Origin of the sequence: Bradyrhizobium sp. (assembly GCF_049519115.1) — a bacterium.
Taxonomy (GTDB): domain Bacteria; phylum Pseudomonadota; class Alphaproteobacteria; order Rhizobiales; family Xanthobacteraceae; genus Bradyrhizobium.
The window spans coordinates 135,885-153,466 of the sequence record NZ_JBEKRB010000015.1 but is presented as its reverse complement, the minus strand read 5'-3'; the positions used below and the strand labels follow the sequence as shown (position 1 = coordinate 153,466).

Sequence of the window (17,582 nt, the reverse complement as noted above, 5' to 3'; positions counted from 1 at the left end):
CGTCAATGTTTTCTAGGCCGCGCCGATCAGAATACCGACGCCAAGCACGATGACGCCGCCCAACACGATCTGGAACACGGCCTGGAGAAACGGCGTGTCCATGTAGCGCGCGCGGATATAGGCAATCGCCCAAAGTTCGAAGAAGACCACGACGCCAGCAATCGCAGTCGCGATCCAGAAGGCATTGGCCCAGCGGTCAGGCACGAGATAGGGCATGGAGTGGCCGAGGCCTCCGAGTGCCGTCATGATGCCGCTCGCTGCGCCGCGCAGCCATGGCGAGCCGCGGCCGGTCAGCGAGCCGTCATCCGACAAGGCTTCCGCAAAACCCATGCTGATGCCGGCGCCGATCGAGGCGGCGAGGCCGACCAGAAAAGTCTGCCAGTTCTGGTGCGTGGCGAACGCGGCGGCAAACAGCGGCGCCAGCGTCGATACCGATCCATCCATCAATCCGGCGAGGCCCGGCTGCACATATTGCAGCACGAATACGCGGCGGCGCGTCTTGTCTTCGTCCGCGCGTACATCGGGGGTGAGGATTTCGTCGGTCAATTTGGCGGCGATGTGCTCGTGGCCTTTTTCTGCCTCCGCGAGATCGGCGAGCAGCCGGCGGACGCCGACATCCTGGGTCTGCTCGGCGGCCTTGATGTAAAATCGCTCGGCCTCGAACTCCATTGTCGCGACTTCCTTGCGGATGGCGTCGAGCGAGAGATTCTTGGTCAGCCAGATCGGGCGGCGGCGCAAAAAACCTTTGACGTTGTCGCGGCGGATCGGCGGCAGATTCGCACCAAAACGCTTCTCATACATTTCCAGCAGCATGTGGCGATGGCCTTTTTCCTCCTCCGCCATTTGCTCAAACAGCTTGGCCGATTCCGGATAACGCTCCACGAGGTCTTCCGCGAAAGACATGTAGATGCGGCTGTCCTCCTCTTCGGAGGCGATCGCCACCGCCAGCACTTCCCGCTCGGTCAAATCGGCAAACTTCTTCACGGCGTGGCCTTTGTACAGTTTAGAATTGTTCTAAACTTATAACAGCTGGCCGTCCAAGGTCAAACCTGCAGTTCCCTGTCGCTTCCTGCCTGATGGGAACCCTTCGGGTTCCCGCCCGTTCGACTTTTCGACACTTTGCAAGGGAGCGTCATGCGAAAGGTCAAATATCGACTCAATGATCCGCGGCTTGCGCCGCGACGGACCAAGCTCGAGATCCCCGGGTGGGCCGGGAAGCGGGAGCCCCGTGCCGACGGTTCACGCGAACAGGTGTGGCACTGCGTTCCGTTTTCGGAAGGCGCCCAATACGGGATTGAACTCTTCTATCCCTATGACAATGAACTGCATGTCAGCACCAGGGACGGGCACCTCGTTCTGGAGAGCGATTGGGGTGATCCGCCCGACAGTGGTCTGCAATGGCCGCCATTCCGGAATTTTGGCGACACGTTCTACACCTACCAGATCCTGCTCGATCTGAAGGTCGAGAAGGGCATGGCGATCAGGACCGAACCGCATCCGCGCTTCTACACCGACGCCAGCGACACCGTACCGATTGCGGTCCCGGCCCTGGTGCGGAACTGGTGGCCGATGATGTTTTTCTGCGTCTTCAAGGCGCCGGCCGAGGGACGTACACATATCTTCAGGCCGAAAGAGCCATTTGCGCAGATCATCGTGATTCCGGAAGAGGCCGATTTCGAGCTCGAGCCCATGAGTTCGGAGGAATTTGCCGAGCGCGAACTTCAGGCGCGCCGCATTTACAATAATCGACCGAATCTTTCGGCCGGAACTGAATGGACCTCTTCGACGGAAACCGTATTTGACGGGACTTACCGGCACCTGCACCGGGCCGCGAAAGAGAAAACCCGTCAAGCCTAGCCAGGAAGAGACGCAAAAAAACAGGACCTTGAGAGGTCCTGTTGATCGGGCGGTCCGTTCACCGCCAATGGTGGTGGTGGTGATGATGGTGATGTCGCCGCCGCCAGTGGTGGTGATGGTGGTGATGATGGTAAGCAAGCTGAACGTTATTTTCCGTAGCGGGCTTTTCGTCCATCGCGTTCAGAACCGCCGTCGCGTTGGGAATTGGTTCAAGCAGTTCGGCAAAAGAGTTCGCCTTCAAAGCATCGTTGGTGTCCGGCGTTGGGGCAGCCTGGGCCACGCCGAGCGTTGCCACTGCGCCCAATAGCCCGGTGATCGTTTTATGCATAATTCCTCCTTCAACTTCCTGCGTCGGGTCGGAAAACCCGTCGGGCGGCAACGCCAGCATTTTAGAATGGTTCCCGAGAGCCGTGCTGGCACCGGGGCTAAAATGATCGGCTAACTGCCTAAGGGCCGGCCGCGCTGAGAAATTGCAGCAGCAGGCGGCTGACCTCGCCGGGCTGTTCCTGTTGCACCCAGTGTCCGGCGCCCTCGACCAGATGAACGTCGAGCATGCGCGTGCAGGCGCTTTTTTGCATCGTCTCGAAAACGCCCGGCCGCTGATGGGTGCCCCAGTCCTGTTTGCCCGAGATGAAGCAGGAGGGCACGTCGATGCTTCTACCCGACCAGGTTTCAAGCTCGGTGGTGAAGGCACCCGACGTGCCGCAGCGATACCATTGCAGGCCGCCTTGGAATCCGGTCCGCTGATATTCGGCGCTGTACACGGCCAACTCATGATCGGGAAGCCACGTATTGGCGGCGATCGCTTCCCTCGATGGCATTTCTTCCGCGACCGTCTCGGGCATGGTTTTCGCGAAATCCATCACATAGTAGGTCGGCAGCTTGGCAAGCTCGCCCGCCGACCAGGATTTCAGCGGATAAGGCTGGTTGTCTTTCCAGTCCGCGCTTTTGTGATGGTAGTAGGCGCGGAGAAAATCATGCATGCCCTGTGGCGTGTGCGACAAATCGTTGTCGGCTTCGCGTGTCGAATAATACCAGTGATAATGCTTGCGCGGCCGTGGCAACGCGGCCAACTCGCGATGCACCGGGTCTTCACGCTTCGGCTCTGGCGGCGTGTCGGCCGTGTTCAGTGCGATTTGCGGCGGTCCTGCGAACGGCGCGCTCATCAAGACGACCGATCGAAATACGTCGGGCCGGATCACGCCGCACCATGCCGCGACCGAACTGCCGAAATCGTGCCCGACGACGGCCGCGACCGATCGATGGCCGAACGCTGTGACGACCCCGAGCGCGTCGCGCACCAGGTTCGTCAGCCGGAACGGCGCGAGGTCGCCGTCGAAGTTCGTGTCCCATCCGTTGGTGCGGCCATAGCCGCGCTGATCCGGCGCCAACACATGGTAGCCGGCGTCCGCCAGCGCCGGCATGACTTTGCGCCAGCTGAAGGCCAGTTCCGGAAAGCCATGCAGCAGCAAAACGCAAGGCCGGCCTTGAGTCTCAAAGCCCGATTCCAGCACGTGCACGGTGAGGCCGTTGATGCCGTCGATGCTGCGGGAGCGAATCGAAGAAGGCAGCGGAATGGGCGGATGATTCATGTCCATGCGGTCTCCGCGTCACGATCGGGCTTTGCCGCCCAAGGAGCGGCATCGCTCCAGCTTGCCTGTGCCGGCCCACCACGTCTAGCTTGAGCGCAAGGCTGAAGAAAGGATGCCACATGCGATTGGAAGACGAGAAGCGGATCGGCGTGCTGGAAGAGCTGCTCGGGGAACGCTTTTCCTGCCGCGCATTCAAGCCCGATCCCGTGCCGCGCCCGGTCATCGAGCGAATCCTCGAAGCGGCGCAACGCACCGCGTCCTGGTGCAACAGCCAGCCCTGGCAGATCGTGATCGCCAGCGGCGAAGCACGCGAGAAATTCCGCAAAGAGATTTATGCGGCGGCAAGCTCCGGCATGGACGACGGCGACTTTCCCTTCCCGCGGGAATATCGCGGCGTCTATCTCGAACGGCGACGGGAAAGCGGCTTTCAGTTGTACAACACGCTTGGCATTCAACGCGGCGACAGAGCTGCCTATGCGAAACAGTCGCTGGAGAATTTCAACTTCTTTGGCGCGCCGCATGTCGCCATCATCCACACCGACGAGGCGCTCGGCGTCTATGGCGCGATCGATTGCGGTGCTTATGTCAGCAACTTCATGCTGGCGGCCCAGGCGCTCGGTCTCGGCACGATTCCGCAGGCAGCACTGGCGCATCAGTCAGGTTTGATCCGGCGCCATTTCAAGCTCGGCGACACTAGGCGCGTGGTATGCGGAATATCGTTTGGTTATGCAGATCGCGATCACCGCATCAACAGCTATCGCACCTCGCGGGCGAGTCTGGCAGAGGCGGCAAGTTTTGTGGATGATTGAAGGGACTCGTCATGCCCGGCCTTGTGCCGGCATCCACGTCTTACGCGTCCTTCAATGACGTAGATGGCCGGCACGAGCCCGGCCATGACGAAGAATGCGCACCGAGACAAGATAGGAGTTTCATCAAAACCTTGGCGGGCGTTTCTCGGCAAAGGCCTTGATGCCTTCCTTGATCTCCTCGCCGCGCATGCTGTCGCGGTGCCGGCTGTCGGCGGCCTCTTCATCAAGTTTGCCGCGCGCGATCTCGTGGATGGTGCGCTTCATGCCGCGCATCGCGACCGGTGCGTTTCCAGCGAGGACGCCGGCCAGCCTGTCGACCTCTTCGTCCAGCGCTTCGGCCGGAACCATCGACGTCAGATAGCCGATCCGCAGCATTTCCGACGCGCCGATTTTCTCGGCGGTCAAAAACAACCGCTTGGCGTTGTCGAGCCCGAGCCGTGCCACGTAACGCGCAATGCCGCTCTTATAGTAGTGCAAGCCGAGCCGGGCGGCCGGCATGAACATTTCGCAAGCGTCGACGCCGATGCGGAAATCGCAGGCGAGCGCCAGATCGGTCGAACCGCCATAGACCCCGCCATTGAGCCGGCAGATCGTGGGAACGCCGATATCTTCGAGCCGGTTGACGACCGCCTCGAAGGCTGAGCCGGCGCTTTTCTGTTCGACCTCGCTGGTGGCGCGCTCGGCTACGGAATTGAGGTCATAGCCCGCGCTGAAGGCGCGGCCGGTGCCGGTGAGAACCAGAACACGGACCGCGGAATCCGTTTCGATCTCCGCAAACAGCTTCATCAGCACGTCGAGATCGTCGGCCTGCAATCGATTGAGATGTCTGGGCCGGTTCAAGCGAATGGTGGCGCGTGCGCCCTGGCGTTCCAGCACCGGCGGGCTTGCGTCGGTTTCCGACATTCTTTTTCTCCGTTATTTTGTTACTTATTCTCCAGCACGCGCCGCTTGGCCTCGGCATCGATGGTCTCGGCGATATCGGGGTGGCGCGCCATCAGCAGCCGAAAGTCCACGAGATCGAGCACCAGCAATTGCGACACCCGCGTCGTGGTGATGTTGGCTGAGCGTAGACTATTGCCGAGCAGCGCCATTTCGCCAAAGAAGGCGCCTTCGCCAAGTGCCACTTTCTTGCCCGGCAAATCGACCTCGACCTCGCCGCTGGCGATGAAATACATGCAGTCGCCGGACTGGCCCTGGCGAATGATGGTGGTGCGTGCCGGAAGGTCGATGGTCCGCAGCATCTGCGTGACGTCGGCGATCGCAGCGGAGCCAAGCGAGGCAAAGAACGGCACCTTGCTGACATATTCCCAGGTTCGCAGGAAATTATCGCGGCGGGTTTCGGCGGCGAATCCAGTGGCGAGGATACCGGTCCACAGGCCGAATACGCCAAGGCCGCAGATCATGACACCGGCCGCGATGATGCGGCCGAGCGGGGTGATCGGCACCACATCGCCATATCCGGTCGTGGTGAGGGTAGCGACCGCCCACCACAAGGCGGCCGGAACGCTGCCGAACGCCATCGGCTGGACATCGTGCTCGAGATAGAATTCCGCAATCGACGCCATGAAGAGAACCACCAGGAAGATCACGAGCACGCTCAACAGCGGTCCGGATTCCTGCACCAGAACCCGGCGCAATTGCCGCAGGCCGCGAATGCCGGGCACGACCTTGAGGACCCAGAACATGCCGAGCAGCCAGGACGATTTGGGGTTGCTCCCTGTCGCCAGCGCGACGGGCACTGCAAGCGCGGAGATCGCATCGACGATGCCCCGGAAGGAAAACAAATAGGCCGACCGGTGGCCGGTACGGGCTGCGTAGCGCAGCCTGATCACCCATTCGAAGACAAAATAGGCGAGACACGCCCACAGCAGCGCGTCGACGCCGGCGTGCAGGGCCGAGTAGGCCGGCTCGACCGTCAGCAGTACCATCATCGCAACGCCGCAGGTGACGGCGACATAGGCCGCCTTGGTCATGTTGCGGCCGGTCGTCGCGGTCACGAACTTCTCTAGACGTGCGGGAAAAGGCGATGTGGACATGGGGCGCCGATGTGTCCTTAAGCGCTTTGCGCGGTCTTGACGATCACGACATTGTCGTCGTGGCCGCCCTGCCGCTTCAGGCTCTCGCGCCGCATGCCGATCTCGTCGCGCACGAATTCGTATCCGAGCTTGAACGTGTCGAGTCCATCGCTGGAAATGGTGCCGTCGCGCAGTCCGATCACCGCGCCGCGCAGCACGCTTTCGAGTTCGTCTTGAACGCTGTCGAGCGCTTCCATCGTCTGGGCATGCGCGACCCGCTCGCCGATGTCGAGAATGGCGGTTGCGAGTTCGCTGGCTTTCTCCGGCGCCACCCGCGTCACCTTGGTATAAAGCGCGACAAACAGCGAGCCGATGATGCTGAGCACGGCCGCACCGAAATAGCCAAGGTCGCTATAACGTTCCAGGAACGATTTGGCGGTGTCGTTGATATATTCGGTGACGCCCTGATGGGCGGCAACGAAGGCGGTCTTGTCGACCTCGGCCGGTTCGATCTTGGAGGCGAAGCCGTCGTCGAGCGCAAGCTCTGCCTTGTTCTCATAGATGGTGCGCGCCAGTTCGCCCGCGGTGTTGGCCGAAATCGCGGCCTGGCCGACCAAGAGCCATTGCAGCCCTACCGTATCCAGGTCGTCGTCGGGAATTTGCGGCGTCGAGGACAACAGTCCGGTGGCCAGCGTTTCCTCCGAAATTCCGGGGTAGCGGCGGCTCAGGGCCTTCGATTCGTCGATCGCATTGATCGTGAAGGGCGTGCGTTTGGCGATCTGCTCGAAGCTCTTGTCCTTTACGATCGCGGAGGCATGGTCGACGGCAATGACGGCGCCATAGCCGCCGGATGCGAATAGTCTGTCGAGCGTCGAATTCGGCGGCGCCAGTTGCAGCCGCCAACTGGCATCTGCTCCTTCAGGTACGTCGAGAACATTGCGGATGAAAGCAACGTTGCTGTTGCCGCTTGTCAGCAGCGCGATCTTCTTTTTCTTCAATTCTGCCAGCGATTTGATTTTCTTGTCGCCGGGGCTGATCAGAATCAGCACGTCGTGTTCGAGGATCGCGATCGAGCGGGCGCGGGGCGGGATTTTCGCATCGGTTCGCAGCACGGCGAGGTCAGCCAGTTTGCGGTCGAACTGGGCAAGCGCCCTGGCATTGTCGGCGTTGCGAATGATCTTGATCCGGAGCCGCGAGGAGGTCGCCTTGAGCATGGCGGCAAGCCTGGCGGCAAAACGGGCCTCAAGCCCGTTGGTCTCGCCGACGGCGAAGGTCAACGTTTCGGAATTCCTGAGCCAGACACGGCCGCCCCATACGGTTGCAACCGTCAAGAGCAATGTCAGCGCCGCAAACAGGACCACTTGTTTGCGGTTGCTGTTGAGAAGCGGTCGGCGCGAACGTCGCGTGTCGGATGATGGCGTTGGGACTTCAGCACTCATGGCCCATATCCGCAACTCAAAGGGCGCCGAAATCGCGCCCATGCTGTCCTAAATACCTAAAAAAGAACGATAATTTTATAAGTTGCCATGATATCCGCATGACGACGAATTGCAAACCAACCGCCTTCAGTAACCTTACTCCTGGTGCGGTCCGGGGTCGGTTTACGCGTCTGTCAACTCCAGGAATGTGCCGTTCGGTCACACCCTGCGTTTTTCCAGGATGCTGGTGGTGCATTCCGGACTAGGAGATGCCATAAAAACGGGAACCGTGACCCGATTTGTCGGGGGCTGAGAAGAAGTCGCATTGAAGCTCCGCAAGTTTTTACCCAGTCATTCACGCCCGAGGGCTTCAGATTGTCGTTTCCCCCCATGTCCGCGTCAGTACCTCTCGGCGCGTTGATCGGATGGATGGTGCTCCTGACCGTCAAGCACGTCATCGCCGATTTCGTGCTGCAAACGTCATGGATGGCGATCGGCAAGGATCAGAGAACCGGCTGGTTTCTTCCGCTGCTCGCCCATTGCGGCGTGCATTTCGCGGTCGCACTTGTGTTTATCCTGATCGTCGCGCCCCGGTTCTGGTTCTTGGCCGTGATCGATTTTGTCATTCATTTCACGGTCGATCGTTGCAAGGGGCTGGTGTCGTCGCGACTGGGCGTGACACAGGAAAACCACCATCCGTGGTTCTGGACGTTGATCGGCGTGGACCAGGCGCTGCACCACCTCACCGACTTCGGCCTGTCGATCTTCATGGCCGCGAACTGATTCGGTCGAATGCGGTTCCGATGAAGCCCTTTCGATCAAGTCTCCCGTGACACTACTGGGGGCCGTGGTTAACCTTTCGTTAGAGAGTCGCATTGCATCCTCCACATCAGGGGATATGCAGATGTTTTCAAGCCGCGATGCCTTCGAGAACGATTTTTGCCCGGTCCAGGACGACCTGCTCGGTGAAATGTATCGTGCCAGCGAACACGGCCTGCCGCAGTTGGTAGCAAGCGTTTCGCCCGATGTTCGGGCCATGCTGGCGCTGTTCTGCTATCGCCGGAGCCACCTTTATTCGCTGGCGCTGACGATTGCGGCAAGCTGCAGCGAGCAGGACCTGGTCCAGGTCGGCGGTCGCGTCGGCTCGACGCTTTACGGACTGTCGCGCGAACCGGCGGCGCGGACGTCGTCGGTGTCTGTTGGCGGCCGCAAACCAATCACGCTCTCCACCAAACCGCTCTCGACGGTAGCGCCGATCGAGGACGAACTCGACGACGAGGATTTTGCCGAGTTCGCCAAGGCTGTCACGGCATAAAAGGCCGTTACGGCTTAACCTTCGCTTTTTCATTCCAGGGCAAGGGACGCCAACGCCGGCAGTCCCCATTTGCTGCGCGCCAGAGCGCATTCGGCGTCGCCGGGCATGCAGGTGCGGCACACTTCGGGCCGCACGGCATAGATCACGCAAGAGGTTTCAACCCCGACCCGCCCCGCCAGCGCCGAACAACGGTTGTCGTCGCAGCGCATGCCGGATTGTCTCTCGTTGACGAACTTTGCCGGAATGAGGTCGAGCGCCGCGTCGTCTTCGGTCGAAAAGCGTGGCCAGTTCTGCGAATAGGCGCAGCAGGCGCCGCACGACTGGCACGGGCTTTCGGAATTCGCAGATGGCTTGCCGGTTTCCATATTCAGATATCGCTCGGGGCTTCCCAGACCAGGCTGCGCCGCCATTTCGCCCGTAATAAGTCGCGCCGCTCGGGGTATTTTTCCTCGAGATAGACCGCATCGATGACGCGGTCGGTGCGAAAGCTGCGGAAGTCCCGGCGCAATTCGCACCATGCGGCGAGGAGTCGCACCGCCTCCAGATAGCCGATGGCGATCGGCCAGATCGTGCGCTCGCTGTCGCGCCCGTGCTCGTCCCGATAGCGCAGCGCGATCTTTCGTCCCTCGTGGATTTGCGTCCGTGTTCGCCCCATATCGATGCAGTCGGGCTCCTTGCGCCATCCCGGACGGGCGCGGCTCGCCGGTTCGAGCACGAACGGCCGCAACCGCTCCGGCACGGTCTCGGCGATTTTCGCAATCAAGTCGGCCGCGGCGCGTGACAACGCTTCGTCGGCATGGCCGGCGACCCATTGCGCGCCAAGCACCGCAGCCTCGATCTCGTCGGGTGTCAGCATCAAGGGCGGCAGGTCGAAGCCCTTTTCGAGGATATAGCCCACGCCAGCCTCGCCGCGGATCGGTACCCGTTGCTCCATCAAGGTTGTGATATCGCGATAGATCGTGCGCTTGGAGGTTTCCAGTTCGGCCGCGATTGCATCCGCGGTCATCGGCTTGCGGGTGCGTCGGAGCACCTGGATGATCTGGAACAGACGATCGGCACGTCGCATCGGAGGTCTCGTATCTTTTTCCGACAGTGTCATTCGATGCTGACACCACGTTGGCAGCAGCTGGCAAGTATACCGGGGGCAAGACTCAAATCGAGAGGGGTTGTCCCATGATCATACTCTACGGCCTGGATCTCTGGGCGATACTGGCGCCGCTGCTGACACCACGGTGGCAGCAGGCCACGGCTAGTCTGACGCGGTTTCTCAGGAGAATGGGAGTGCTCCAGTGATTACGCTCTATGGCTTTGGCCCCGGCTTCGGCCTGCCGGAAATCAGCCCCTTCGTGACCAAAACCGAGGTCCAGCTCAAGATGGCGGGCCTCGCCTACGTCAAGGAAAAGGCCAGGCCGACGGCATCGCCGAAGGGGCAGTTGCCCTACATCCAGGACGATGCCGAGGCGATCGCCGATTCGACGTTCATCCGCGCGCATCTCGAGGGCAAATATGGCTTCGATTTCGACGCGCCGCTTAATCTGCAGCAGCGGGCGCAGGCCTGGGCGTTCGAACGCATGATCGAACATCATATGTACTGGGCGCTGGTCGGTGCACGCTGGGTCAATCCGGAAAATTTCGCCAAAGGGCCGGCGCACTTCTTTGACGGCGCGCCGGCGCATATGCGCGAAAAGCTGCGCGAAGATGCGCAATTCCGCGTTGCCGAGAATTATCTGATCAGCGGTCTCGGCCGGCATGCGCCGGATGAGGATGTCGATCTCGCCGTGCGCTCGCTGCTCGCGTTGTCGCTGCAGCTTGGCGACAAGTCATATCTGACGGGCGAAACCCCCTGCGGCGCGGATGCGACCGCGTTTGGCATGTTGGCCGGAATTCTAACGCCGTTCTTTATCTCGTCGTTGCGCGAGCGAGCCCAACAATTCGATAACCTGGTCGCTTACGTCGACCGGATGATGGGACGATATTATCCGGAATTCGCCTGGGCCCCGCTCCGCGAGGCGGCCTAAGATGTGGCCTCGCCGCTCGCTCCCTTGAGCGCGGCGAGTTCCGCCTCAAGCTCCGCGATGTGCGTATCGCGCGAGGCAAGTGCCGCGGCAACGTCAGCCGCATCGAATTTCTGCGGAATGTGCTGCGGGCAATTGGTATCCCAGGCGGAGATCCGAAACAGGATCGCCTGCTCGGGGCGCGCCCGATAACCTCCAGGCATCAACGATTTTAGAAGCGCGGGATCGTCTTCGACGATTCGCGCTTCGCCCCACAGCTTGACCCTGCGGCGGTGGGCATAATCCATCACGAAAATATAGGCCTTGGGATTTTCGGATAAATTCCCTTGCGTGATGAATTGCTGGTTTCCCTTGTAGTCGGCAAAGGCGAGCGTGTTCTTGTCGAGAATCCGGATAAAGCCCTTCGGCCCTCCGCGATGCTGGATATAGGGCTGACCATCGGCGGACGCGGTTGCAAGATAGAAGCTATTGGCCTCGGCCAGGAACGCCGCGAGGTTTTCATCGACCTCGGTGCGCCAGCCGCCGCGTTCCTCGACATGGGCATAGGCCTCGCGCGATCCCTTGCGTGTCTGGATCGCCTTGACGGCGGGAGTGAACCCGACATCGCTGGAATAAAGATGGGTTTCTGACATCGGAAATCTCCGGAGATAGTGATCGTTCTTCGACGTAGAAATGGTCCCCATCCCCTTCTAAAACAATCACCGCGGTTGACAGCAGATCATTGCAATATATGAAATAATGCAATGGATCGGCTCGACGCGATGCAGGCTTTTGTGACGGTTGCGGATCTCAAGGGGTTCGCCCCGGCCGCGCGCAAGCTTGGCCTGTCGCCCTCCGGGGTCACGCGGCTGATTGCGGGGCTGGAGAATCATCTCAGCACGCGTTTGTTGCAGCGGACCACGCGGTCGGTGACGCTCACCGATGCGGGCGCGCGCTATCTCGAACGTGCTAGGCGAATTCTCGCCGATGTCGAGGAAGCCGAGATCGCGGCCGAAAGCGAACGCGCCCGCCCGAGCGGGCGGCTCGTGATCTCCGCGCCGGTCGGCTTCGGGCGTCTTCACGTCAGCCCCGTGCTGACGGCCTATCTCAAGCGCTACCGCGAGGTGTCCGCCGAATTGAGGTTGGAGGATCGTATGATCAATCTGGTCGAGGAGGGCATCGATCTCGCGGTCCGGATCGGCCATCTGGCCGATTCTTCGCTGGTGGCGCGCCATGTCGGCGAGATGCGGCGGATCACGGTGGCCTCGCCTGGATATCTGAGGGCCCGCGGCGAGCCGAAGAGGCCTCAGGACATCGCCGCGCACGATACCATTCAGTTCGGCGGCGCGGCGGGCTCGGATGAATGGCGATTCGTCGAAGGCGGAAACGAAGTCCGCCTGGACCATTCACCGCGCTTGTCGACCAATTCGGCAGACGCCGCGATCCGGTATGCGGAGGCGGGCGGCGGCTTGACGCGGGTGCTGGCCTATCAGGCTGCGGAAGCGATCAAGCGCGGCCGCCTCAAAGCCGTGTTGACAAAATTCGAGCAGCCGGCGCTGCCGATCCATATGATCTACCCGACCTCGCGGTTGCTGTCGGCGAAGGTGCGCACCTTCATCGATCTCGTGGTCGAAATCAGCGACTGGCACTTTGGTTAGGCTAGTTCTTTCTTCACTACGCGGAACGTTCCGTTGGCGCGGGCAATTACGGCGTCATCGGTGGTGACGCGGCACTGCGCAAAACAAAGCGTGCCACCGGTCTTGATCACCTCGCTCTCGAACAGGAGCCACTGACCGATTTGGGCGCTGCTGATGAAATCGATCGACATGCTGACCGTCACCAGCGAGTGAGCGCCGCGCATCTTGTGGCCGCAACTATGGCCCATGGCTTTATCGGTGAGCGCCGCAATCAACCCACCATGGCCGAAGCCGCGCGCGTTGGTGTGCGCCGTGGCCAGTCGAAGTCCCAGGATGATCGCGTCAGGCGTTTGCTTCGAATAGATCGGCTCCCAAGGATCGGTGAGGGGGCTACGCCGGGTTTGGCGTTCGAAACCTTCGGGAATATCGGACGCCATCATGGATGACCCTCACTCTGAGTGAGCGGCCATTGAAGACAAGAGAAGAACGAAAATCACCGCCTACAAAGTTTAAAACGGAAAACTAATACGGCAGGCCGACGTAGTTTTCAGCCAGCGACGCGGCGGCCGCCGCCGAATTCACGACATAATCGAGTTCGGCGAGCTGAATCCGGGCGCCAAAGGTGCCGGTGTCCGGGAACTGGTGCAGCATGGACGTCATCCACCAAGAGAAGCGCACGGCTTTCCAGACGCGCGACAGCGCTTTGGCGGAATAGGCGTCGATTCCGGCGGTGGATTTCTCGTCGTAATATTCGCGGAACGCCTGCGCCAGGTAATGCGCATCGCTGGCCGCGAGATTGAGCCCCTTGGCGCCCGTCGGCGGCACGATGTGGGCGGCATCGCCGGCAAGAAACATGCGTCCGAACCGCATCGGCTCGGCGACAAAACTGCGCAAGGGCGCGATACTCTTTTCGATCGAGGGGCCGATAATGAGTTCATCGGCGGCTTTTTGGTCGAGGCGCCGCTTCAACTCGTCCCAAAACCGGTCGTCCGGCCACTGGTCGACGTGATCCTCGAGCGGACATTGCACGTAATAGCGGCTGCGCTTGGTCGAACGCATGGTGCACAGCGCGAATCCTCGCGCGTGATTGGAATAGATCAGCTCATGGCTGACCGGCGGGGTTTCCGAGAGGATGCCGAGCCAGCCGAACGGATAAATCCGCTCATAAGTCGCGATCGCGGTTGGTTCGACGCTGGCGCGGCTGACGCCGTGAAAGCCGTCGCATCCAGCGATGAAGTCGCACGTCATCTCGTGGGTGATGCCGTCCTTGACATAGGAGACGCGGGGATGGTCGGTGTCGAAATCGATCGGCTTGACGTGTTCAGCCTCGTAAATGCTGGTGAGCCCGGCGGCGCGCCGGGCGTTCATCAGATCGAGGGTCACCTCGGTCTGGCCGTAGATCATCACCGTTTTTCCGCTGGGCCGATGCAGATCGATCCGGTGGCGCTCTCCGCCAAAGGCAAGCTCGATGCCTTCATGGACCAGGCCTTCGCGGTGCGCGCGCTCGCCGGCGCCGACCTCATCGAGCAGTGCGACGGTGCCCCCCTCCAGAAGGCCGGCCCGGATGCGGCCAAGCACATAGTCCGGCGTGTGACGTTCCAGAATGACGTTGTCGATGCCGCAGGTGTGCAGCAACTGACCAAGCAAAAGGCCGGCAGGCCCGGCGCCGATGATGGCTATTTTCGTCCGCAACGCGCGTTCTCCCCGATGGCGTCAGCCTGCGATCCGCAATCGTCATATGCAAGCGCCAAAACTGATTATAACGTATAACGGTCTGCCAAGGCACGCTGGAAGGCACGCTCGACGTGTGGCCCCAGGCAATCCGCGCGCCTTGAAAGCCAATTGCGCTGTATATAACATGTTAAATAAAGACGGCTGAGCCAAGCCCGCGTTCGTCCCGGGGAGGGAGACCAATGAGAAAAGCCCTGCTGGCCTTGCTGCTGGCCGTCAGCACGACTGCCGCTTTCGCGCAGGAAAAAACCTTCGAGTTGAAGCTATCGCATTGGGTGCCGGCATCGCATCCCTTGCAAAAGGCGCTGGAAGATTGGGGCGCCGCGGTCGAGAAGGCCTCTAGCGGCACGATCAAGTCCCGCGTCTATCCGGCACAGCAGCTCGGCAAGGCGTTCGATCATTACGACATGGCGCGCGACGGCATCGCCGACGTCACCTACGTCAATCCCGGCTATCAGCCCGGGCGCTTCCCGGTCATCGGCGCCGGGGAATTGCCGTTCCTGATGTCGGACGCCAAGGGCGGCTCGATGGGGCTGGACGCCTGGTACCGCAAATATGCCGACAAGGAGATGAAGGACGTCAAATTCTGTCTCGCCTTCATCCATTCTCCGTCTTCATTTCATTCCCGCACCAAGAAGATCGTCGTGCCCGACGACATCAAGGGCATGAAGATTCGCCCCGCCGACGCGACGATCGCGAATTTCGTGACGCTGCTTGGCGGCACCAATGTGCAATCCTCCGCGCCGGAAGTCCGCGACATCATCGAGCGCGGCGTGGCGGATGCCGTCACCTTCCCATGGGGATCGCTGGTCTTGTTCGGCATCGACAAAGTGACGAAATTCCAGATGGACGCGCCGCTTTACGTCACGACCTTCGTCTTTGTCATCAATAAGGACAAATACAACGACATGTCGGAGCGCCAGAAAAAGGCGATCGACGACAACTGCAACACCGAGGCTGCCGGGCGCGTCGGCGAGCTCTGGGGCAAGTTCGAAGACTCTGGCCTCGACAAGGTGAAGGCGGAAGCGGGCCAAGACGTCTACCAGCTGACGGCGGAACAGACCGCGTTGTGGAAGAAAGCCTCCGAGCCACTGATCAAGACCTGGGGCGACGGGGTGCGCAAGGCGGGCGTCGATCCTGATGCCGCGCTCACTGAGTTGCGCGCTTCGCTCACCAAGTACAACGCCCTGACGCCGTAACGCATGATCCGGAAAAGTGTGTAGCGGTTTTCCCTCGCGACAAACGCGAAAGCGTTTGCGCGGAGACATGCGAAAAGGACAAGCTAAAGCGCGATGATGATGTCGTGTGAAAACCAGTGCGCTTTAGCGGCAAACCAACCCGAGCATTCTCGGAGCGATAGCTGATGCGCCATTTCATGGATCGCTTCATCGACACGATCGAGTGGATCGCGGCGGGCTTTGTCGGCATCGTCGCCGTCAATATTTTCGTCGCGGTGCTGTTGCGAAATATTTTCAGTTATTCGATTCCCGATTCCTTCGATATCGGCCGCATGCTGCTCGGCATTCTGATCTTCTGGGGTATTGCCGCGACCAGCTATCGCGGCACCCACATCACCGTCGATCTCATCTGGGGCAATGTCGGCCCGAAATACCAGCGCATGATCGACGTGTTCGCGACACTGGTACTTCTGTTCGTGGTGACGGTGCAGACCTGGACGCTGTTTGACAAGGTGCGCGGCACCTATCAGGACCATGTCACGACCTTCGACATGCACCTGCCCACCTGGCCGTTCTTCGCGGTCGCCTGGATCGGCGACGTCTCTGCCGTGCTTCTGATTGCAATCCGGACCTACCGGCTGATCTTCCATCCGGAAGACATGCACGACCCCCAGTTCAAGAGCACGGAGTGAGCGCGGCATGAGCACGGATGCCGTCGCCGTCCTCGGATTTGTCGCGTTGTTCGCGCTGATGTTGCTGCGCGTGCCGGTCGGCATGGCGATGGGCCTCGTCGGCGTCTCCGGCTTCGGCTATCTCGTCGGCTTCACGCCGGCGCTCAAGCTGGTCGGTCAAACCTCGATGCGCACGGTGACCGACTATACGTTCGGTGTGATTCCGATGTTCCTGTTGATGGGGACTTTCGTCAGTCATTCCGGCATGAGCCGTGACCTGTTCCGCGCCGCCAATGGTTTTGTTGGGCATTTGCGCGGCGGTCTCGGGATCGCGACGGTCGCGGCCTGCGGCGGCTTCGCCGCGATCTGCGGCTCGTCGGTTGCGACCGCCGCGACATTTTCCGCCGTGGCCTATCCGGAAATGCGCCGCTTCGGCTATCCGCAGTCTTTTGCGACCGGCGTGATTGCAGCCGGCGGCACCCTGGGTGCGATGCTGCCGCCGTCGACCGTGCTCGCGGTTTACGGCATCATCACCGAGCAGGACATCGGCAAACTGTTCATGGCCGGCATCATCCCCGGCCTGCTCGCGATGACGATGTATATGATGACGATTGCGCTGATCGGCTATTTGCGGCCGGGCTTCCTCCCCAAGGGCACGCAAACGTCATGGCGCGAGAGTTTTGCCACGCTTGGGGATATCTGGGCGCCGGTTCTGCTTTTCGTTTTCGTCATCGGCGGCCTTTACGGCCTGCCTTATCTGCCGCGCTTTACGCCGACCGAGGCCGGCGGCGTCGGTGCGACCGGCGCGTTTCTGATCGGCGTCTTCACCGGCCGGCTCGACAAGGAGAAAATCCTCGCCTCGCTATTGCAGGCGACGCGGACGGCGGCGGCCGTGTTCACGGTGCTGATCGGCGCCTTGATTTTCGGCTATTTCCTCACGGTGACGCAGACGCCGCAAAAGGTGACTGAATTCCTCACCGGGCTCGGTCTCGGCAGCTACGGCGTGCTCGCGGTGATCATGGTGATGTATCTGGTACTGGGCTGCCTGATGGACGCCATGGCGATGATCATCCTCACCGTACCGATCATCTTTCCGGTGGTCTCCCAACTCGGATTTGATCCGATCTGGTTCGGCGTCATCATCGTGATGACGGTCGAACTCGGCCTGATCCATCCGCCGGTCGGCATGAACGTCTTTGTCATCAAGAGCGTGGTCAAGGACGTCTCCTTCACCACGATCTTCAAGGGCGTTATTCCCTTTGTCGTTACCGATATCGTTCGCCTGATTATCCTGATCTCATTTCCGCTGCTGGCGACCTGGTTGCCGCAACACATGATGGCGCGTTGACAAGTCACGGAGTGATT

Annotated in this window: 20 protein-coding genes; 9 read left to right on the top strand and 11 right to left on the bottom strand. The window is 60.8% G+C overall.

Annotation, left to right across the window (positions count from 1 at the left end):
* Positions 1 to 12 precede the first annotated feature (12 nt).
* On the bottom strand, positions 13 to 984 hold the full coding sequence (gene mbfA, locus ABSE61_RS14470; protein WP_423871800.1) for an iron exporter MbfA: 972 nt from the start codon (positions 982 to 984) through the stop codon (positions 13 to 15).
* Between the two features lie 150 nt (positions 985 to 1,134).
* Between mbfA and ABSE61_RS14465 the strand changes: the two genes are divergently transcribed.
* Entirely contained in the window at positions 1,135 to 1,857 is a 723-nt protein-coding gene (locus tag ABSE61_RS14465) for a hypothetical protein (protein WP_423871799.1), read from the top strand.
* A 58-nt stretch (positions 1,858 to 1,915) separates the two neighbouring features.
* On the opposite strand, the gene ABSE61_RS14460 is transcribed toward ABSE61_RS14465, so the two are convergent.
* Together ABSE61_RS14460 and ABSE61_RS14455 are read right to left on the bottom strand one after the other, a co-directional pair.
* A complete protein-coding gene (locus ABSE61_RS14460) occupies positions 1,916 to 2,185 on the bottom strand; it encodes a hypothetical protein (protein ID WP_423871833.1) in 270 nt (89 codons plus the stop codon).
* A gap of 118 nt (positions 2,186 to 2,303) precedes the next feature.
* Positions 2,304 to 3,455: an alpha/beta fold hydrolase gene (locus ABSE61_RS14455; RefSeq protein ID WP_423871798.1), complete on the bottom strand. Its 1,152-nt coding sequence runs from the start codon at positions 3,453 to 3,455 to the stop codon at positions 2,304 to 2,306.
* A gap of 113 nt (positions 3,456 to 3,568) precedes the next feature.
* On the opposite strand from ABSE61_RS14455, the gene ABSE61_RS14450 reads away from it, so the two are divergent.
* Positions 3,569 to 4,258: a nitroreductase gene (locus ABSE61_RS14450; RefSeq protein ID WP_423871797.1), complete on the top strand. Its 690-nt coding sequence runs from the start codon at positions 3,569 to 3,571 to the stop codon at positions 4,256 to 4,258.
* Between the two features lie 123 nt (positions 4,259 to 4,381).
* On the opposite strand, the gene ABSE61_RS14445 is transcribed toward ABSE61_RS14450, so the two are convergent.
* Genes ABSE61_RS14445 through ABSE61_RS14435 form a run of 3 tightly spaced genes read right to left on the bottom strand, consistent with a single transcriptional unit; the run spans position 4,382 to position 7,712 of the window.
* Positions 4,382 to 5,161, bottom strand: coding sequence for an enoyl-CoA hydratase/isomerase family protein (locus ABSE61_RS14445; protein ID WP_423871796.1), 780 nt, complete (start codon positions 5,159 to 5,161; stop codon positions 4,382 to 4,384).
* Positions 5,162 to 5,181: 20 nt separating this feature from the next.
* Entirely contained in the window at positions 5,182 to 6,294 is a 1,113-nt protein-coding gene (locus ABSE61_RS14440) for a cyclic nucleotide-gated ion channel (protein WP_423871795.1), read from the bottom strand.
* 17 nt (positions 6,295 to 6,311) lie between these two features.
* The gene (locus ABSE61_RS14435; protein WP_423871794.1) at positions 6,312 to 7,712 is read right to left on the bottom strand and encodes a TAXI family TRAP transporter solute-binding subunit; all 1,401 of its coding nucleotides are present in this window, start codon (positions 7,710 to 7,712) and stop codon (positions 6,312 to 6,314) included.
* A gap of 408 nt (positions 7,713 to 8,120) precedes the next feature.
* Between ABSE61_RS14435 and ABSE61_RS14430 the strand changes: the two genes are divergently transcribed.
* Entirely contained in the window at positions 8,121 to 8,474 is a 354-nt protein-coding gene (locus tag ABSE61_RS14430) for a DUF3307 domain-containing protein (RefSeq protein WP_423871832.1), read from the top strand.
* 121 nt (positions 8,475 to 8,595) lie between these two features.
* Positions 8,596 to 9,006 carry a hypothetical protein gene (locus ABSE61_RS14425; protein ID WP_423871793.1) on the top strand — a complete coding sequence of 137 codons (411 nt, stop codon included), beginning with the start codon at positions 8,596 to 8,598 and terminating at the stop codon, positions 9,004 to 9,006.
* A 29-nt stretch (positions 9,007 to 9,035) separates the two neighbouring features.
* Here ABSE61_RS14425 and ABSE61_RS14420 read toward each other — a convergent pair whose 3' ends face one another.
* Together ABSE61_RS14420 and ABSE61_RS14415 are read right to left on the bottom strand one after the other, a co-directional pair.
* On the bottom strand, positions 9,036 to 9,371 hold the full coding sequence (locus ABSE61_RS14420) for a YkgJ family cysteine cluster protein (RefSeq protein WP_423871792.1): 336 nt from the start codon (positions 9,369 to 9,371) through the stop codon (positions 9,036 to 9,038).
* A 2-nt stretch (positions 9,372 to 9,373) separates the two neighbouring features.
* Positions 9,374 to 10,072: a helix-turn-helix transcriptional regulator gene (locus ABSE61_RS14415; RefSeq protein ID WP_423871791.1), complete on the bottom strand. Its 699-nt coding sequence runs from the start codon at positions 10,070 to 10,072 to the stop codon at positions 9,374 to 9,376.
* A gap of 223 nt (positions 10,073 to 10,295) precedes the next feature.
* Here ABSE61_RS14415 and ABSE61_RS14410 point away from each other — a divergent pair, with 223 nt between their 5' ends.
* Positions 10,296 to 11,024 carry a glutathione S-transferase family protein gene (locus ABSE61_RS14410; protein WP_423871790.1) on the top strand — a complete coding sequence of 243 codons (729 nt, stop codon included), beginning with the start codon at positions 10,296 to 10,298 and terminating at the stop codon, positions 11,022 to 11,024.
* On the opposite strand, the gene ABSE61_RS14405 is transcribed toward ABSE61_RS14410, so the two are convergent.
* On the bottom strand, positions 11,021 to 11,653 hold the full coding sequence (locus tag ABSE61_RS14405; protein WP_423871789.1) for a pyridoxamine 5'-phosphate oxidase family protein: 633 nt from the start codon (positions 11,651 to 11,653) through the stop codon (positions 11,021 to 11,023). The genes ABSE61_RS14410 and ABSE61_RS14405 overlap by 4 nt on opposite strands.
* Before the next feature lie 111 nt (positions 11,654 to 11,764).
* On the opposite strand from ABSE61_RS14405, the gene ABSE61_RS14400 reads away from it, so the two are divergent.
* The gene (locus ABSE61_RS14400; protein WP_423871788.1) at positions 11,765 to 12,658 is read left to right on the top strand and encodes a LysR family transcriptional regulator; all 894 of its coding nucleotides are present in this window, start codon (positions 11,765 to 11,767) and stop codon (positions 12,656 to 12,658) included.
* Here the strand turns inward: ABSE61_RS14400 and ABSE61_RS14395 are convergent.
* Both ABSE61_RS14395 and pobA read right to left on the bottom strand, forming a co-directional pair.
* Positions 12,655 to 13,077: a PaaI family thioesterase gene (locus tag ABSE61_RS14395; RefSeq protein WP_423871787.1), complete on the bottom strand. Its 423-nt coding sequence runs from the start codon at positions 13,075 to 13,077 to the stop codon at positions 12,655 to 12,657. The two genes, ABSE61_RS14400 and ABSE61_RS14395, sit on opposite strands and share 4 nt — an antisense overlap.
* 82 nt (positions 13,078 to 13,159) lie before the next feature.
* A complete protein-coding gene (gene pobA, locus ABSE61_RS14390) occupies positions 13,160 to 14,329 on the bottom strand; it encodes a 4-hydroxybenzoate 3-monooxygenase (RefSeq protein ID WP_423871786.1) in 1,170 nt (389 codons plus the stop codon).
* Positions 14,330 to 14,550: 221 nt separating this feature from the next.
* Here pobA and ABSE61_RS14385 point away from each other — a divergent pair, with 221 nt between their 5' ends.
* The 3 genes from ABSE61_RS14385 (at position 14,551) to ABSE61_RS14375 (ending at position 17,565) form a co-directional block, all read left to right on the top strand.
* Entirely contained in the window at positions 14,551 to 15,567 is a 1,017-nt protein-coding gene (locus ABSE61_RS14385) for a TRAP transporter substrate-binding protein (protein ID WP_423871785.1), read from the top strand.
* Positions 15,568 to 15,728: 161 nt separating this feature from the next.
* Entirely contained in the window at positions 15,729 to 16,238 is a 510-nt protein-coding gene (locus ABSE61_RS14380) for a TRAP transporter small permease (RefSeq protein ID WP_423871831.1), read from the top strand.
* A gap of 7 nt (positions 16,239 to 16,245) precedes the next feature.
* Positions 16,246 to 17,565 (top strand): TRAP transporter large permease, encoded by a 1,320-nt coding sequence (locus ABSE61_RS14375; protein WP_423871784.1) that lies wholly within the window; start codon positions 16,246 to 16,248, stop codon positions 17,563 to 17,565.
* The last annotated feature ends 17 nt before the right edge of the window (positions 17,566 to 17,582 follow it).

Coding starts and splice junctions, on each gene's coding strand:
- ABSE61_RS14415 (WP_423871791.1), bottom strand. CDS start 10,072: ATGCGACGTGCCGATCGTCTGTTCCAGATCATCCAGGTGCTCCGACGC.
- ABSE61_RS14450 (WP_423871797.1), top strand. CDS start 3,569: ATGCGATTGGAAGACGAGAAGCGGATCGGCGTGCTGGAAGAGCTGCTC.
- ABSE61_RS14405 (WP_423871789.1), bottom strand. CDS start 11,653: ATGTCAGAAACCCATCTTTATTCCAGCGATGTCGGGTTCACTCCCGCC.
- ABSE61_RS14420 (WP_423871792.1), bottom strand. CDS start 9,371: ATGGAAACCGGCAAGCCATCTGCGAATTCCGAAAGCCCGTGCCAGTCG.
- ABSE61_RS14375 (WP_423871784.1), top strand. CDS start 16,246: ATGAGCACGGATGCCGTCGCCGTCCTCGGATTTGTCGCGTTGTTCGCG.
- ABSE61_RS14395 (WP_423871787.1), bottom strand. CDS start 13,077: ATGATGGCGTCCGATATTCCCGAAGGTTTCGAACGCCAAACCCGGCGT.
- ABSE61_RS14400 (WP_423871788.1), top strand. CDS start 11,765: ATGGATCGGCTCGACGCGATGCAGGCTTTTGTGACGGTTGCGGATCTC.
- ABSE61_RS14460 (WP_423871833.1), bottom strand. CDS start 2,185: ATGCATAAAACGATCACCGGGCTATTGGGCGCAGTGGCAACGCTCGGC.
- ABSE61_RS14455 (WP_423871798.1), bottom strand. CDS start 3,455: ATGGACATGAATCATCCGCCCATTCCGCTGCCTTCTTCGATTCGCTCC.
- ABSE61_RS14425 (WP_423871793.1), top strand. CDS start 8,596: ATGTTTTCAAGCCGCGATGCCTTCGAGAACGATTTTTGCCCGGTCCAG.
- ABSE61_RS14430 (WP_423871832.1), top strand. CDS start 8,121: ATGGTGCTCCTGACCGTCAAGCACGTCATCGCCGATTTCGTGCTGCAA.
- ABSE61_RS14440 (WP_423871795.1), bottom strand. CDS start 6,294: ATGTCCACATCGCCTTTTCCCGCACGTCTAGAGAAGTTCGTGACCGCG.
- ABSE61_RS14385 (WP_423871785.1), top strand. CDS start 14,551: ATGAGAAAAGCCCTGCTGGCCTTGCTGCTGGCCGTCAGCACGACTGCC.
- ABSE61_RS14445 (WP_423871796.1), bottom strand. CDS start 5,161: ATGTCGGAAACCGACGCAAGCCCGCCGGTGCTGGAACGCCAGGGCGCA.
- ABSE61_RS14465 (WP_423871799.1), top strand. CDS start 1,135: ATGCGAAAGGTCAAATATCGACTCAATGATCCGCGGCTTGCGCCGCGA.
- ABSE61_RS14435 (WP_423871794.1), bottom strand. CDS start 7,712: ATGAGTGCTGAAGTCCCAACGCCATCATCCGACACGCGACGTTCGCGC.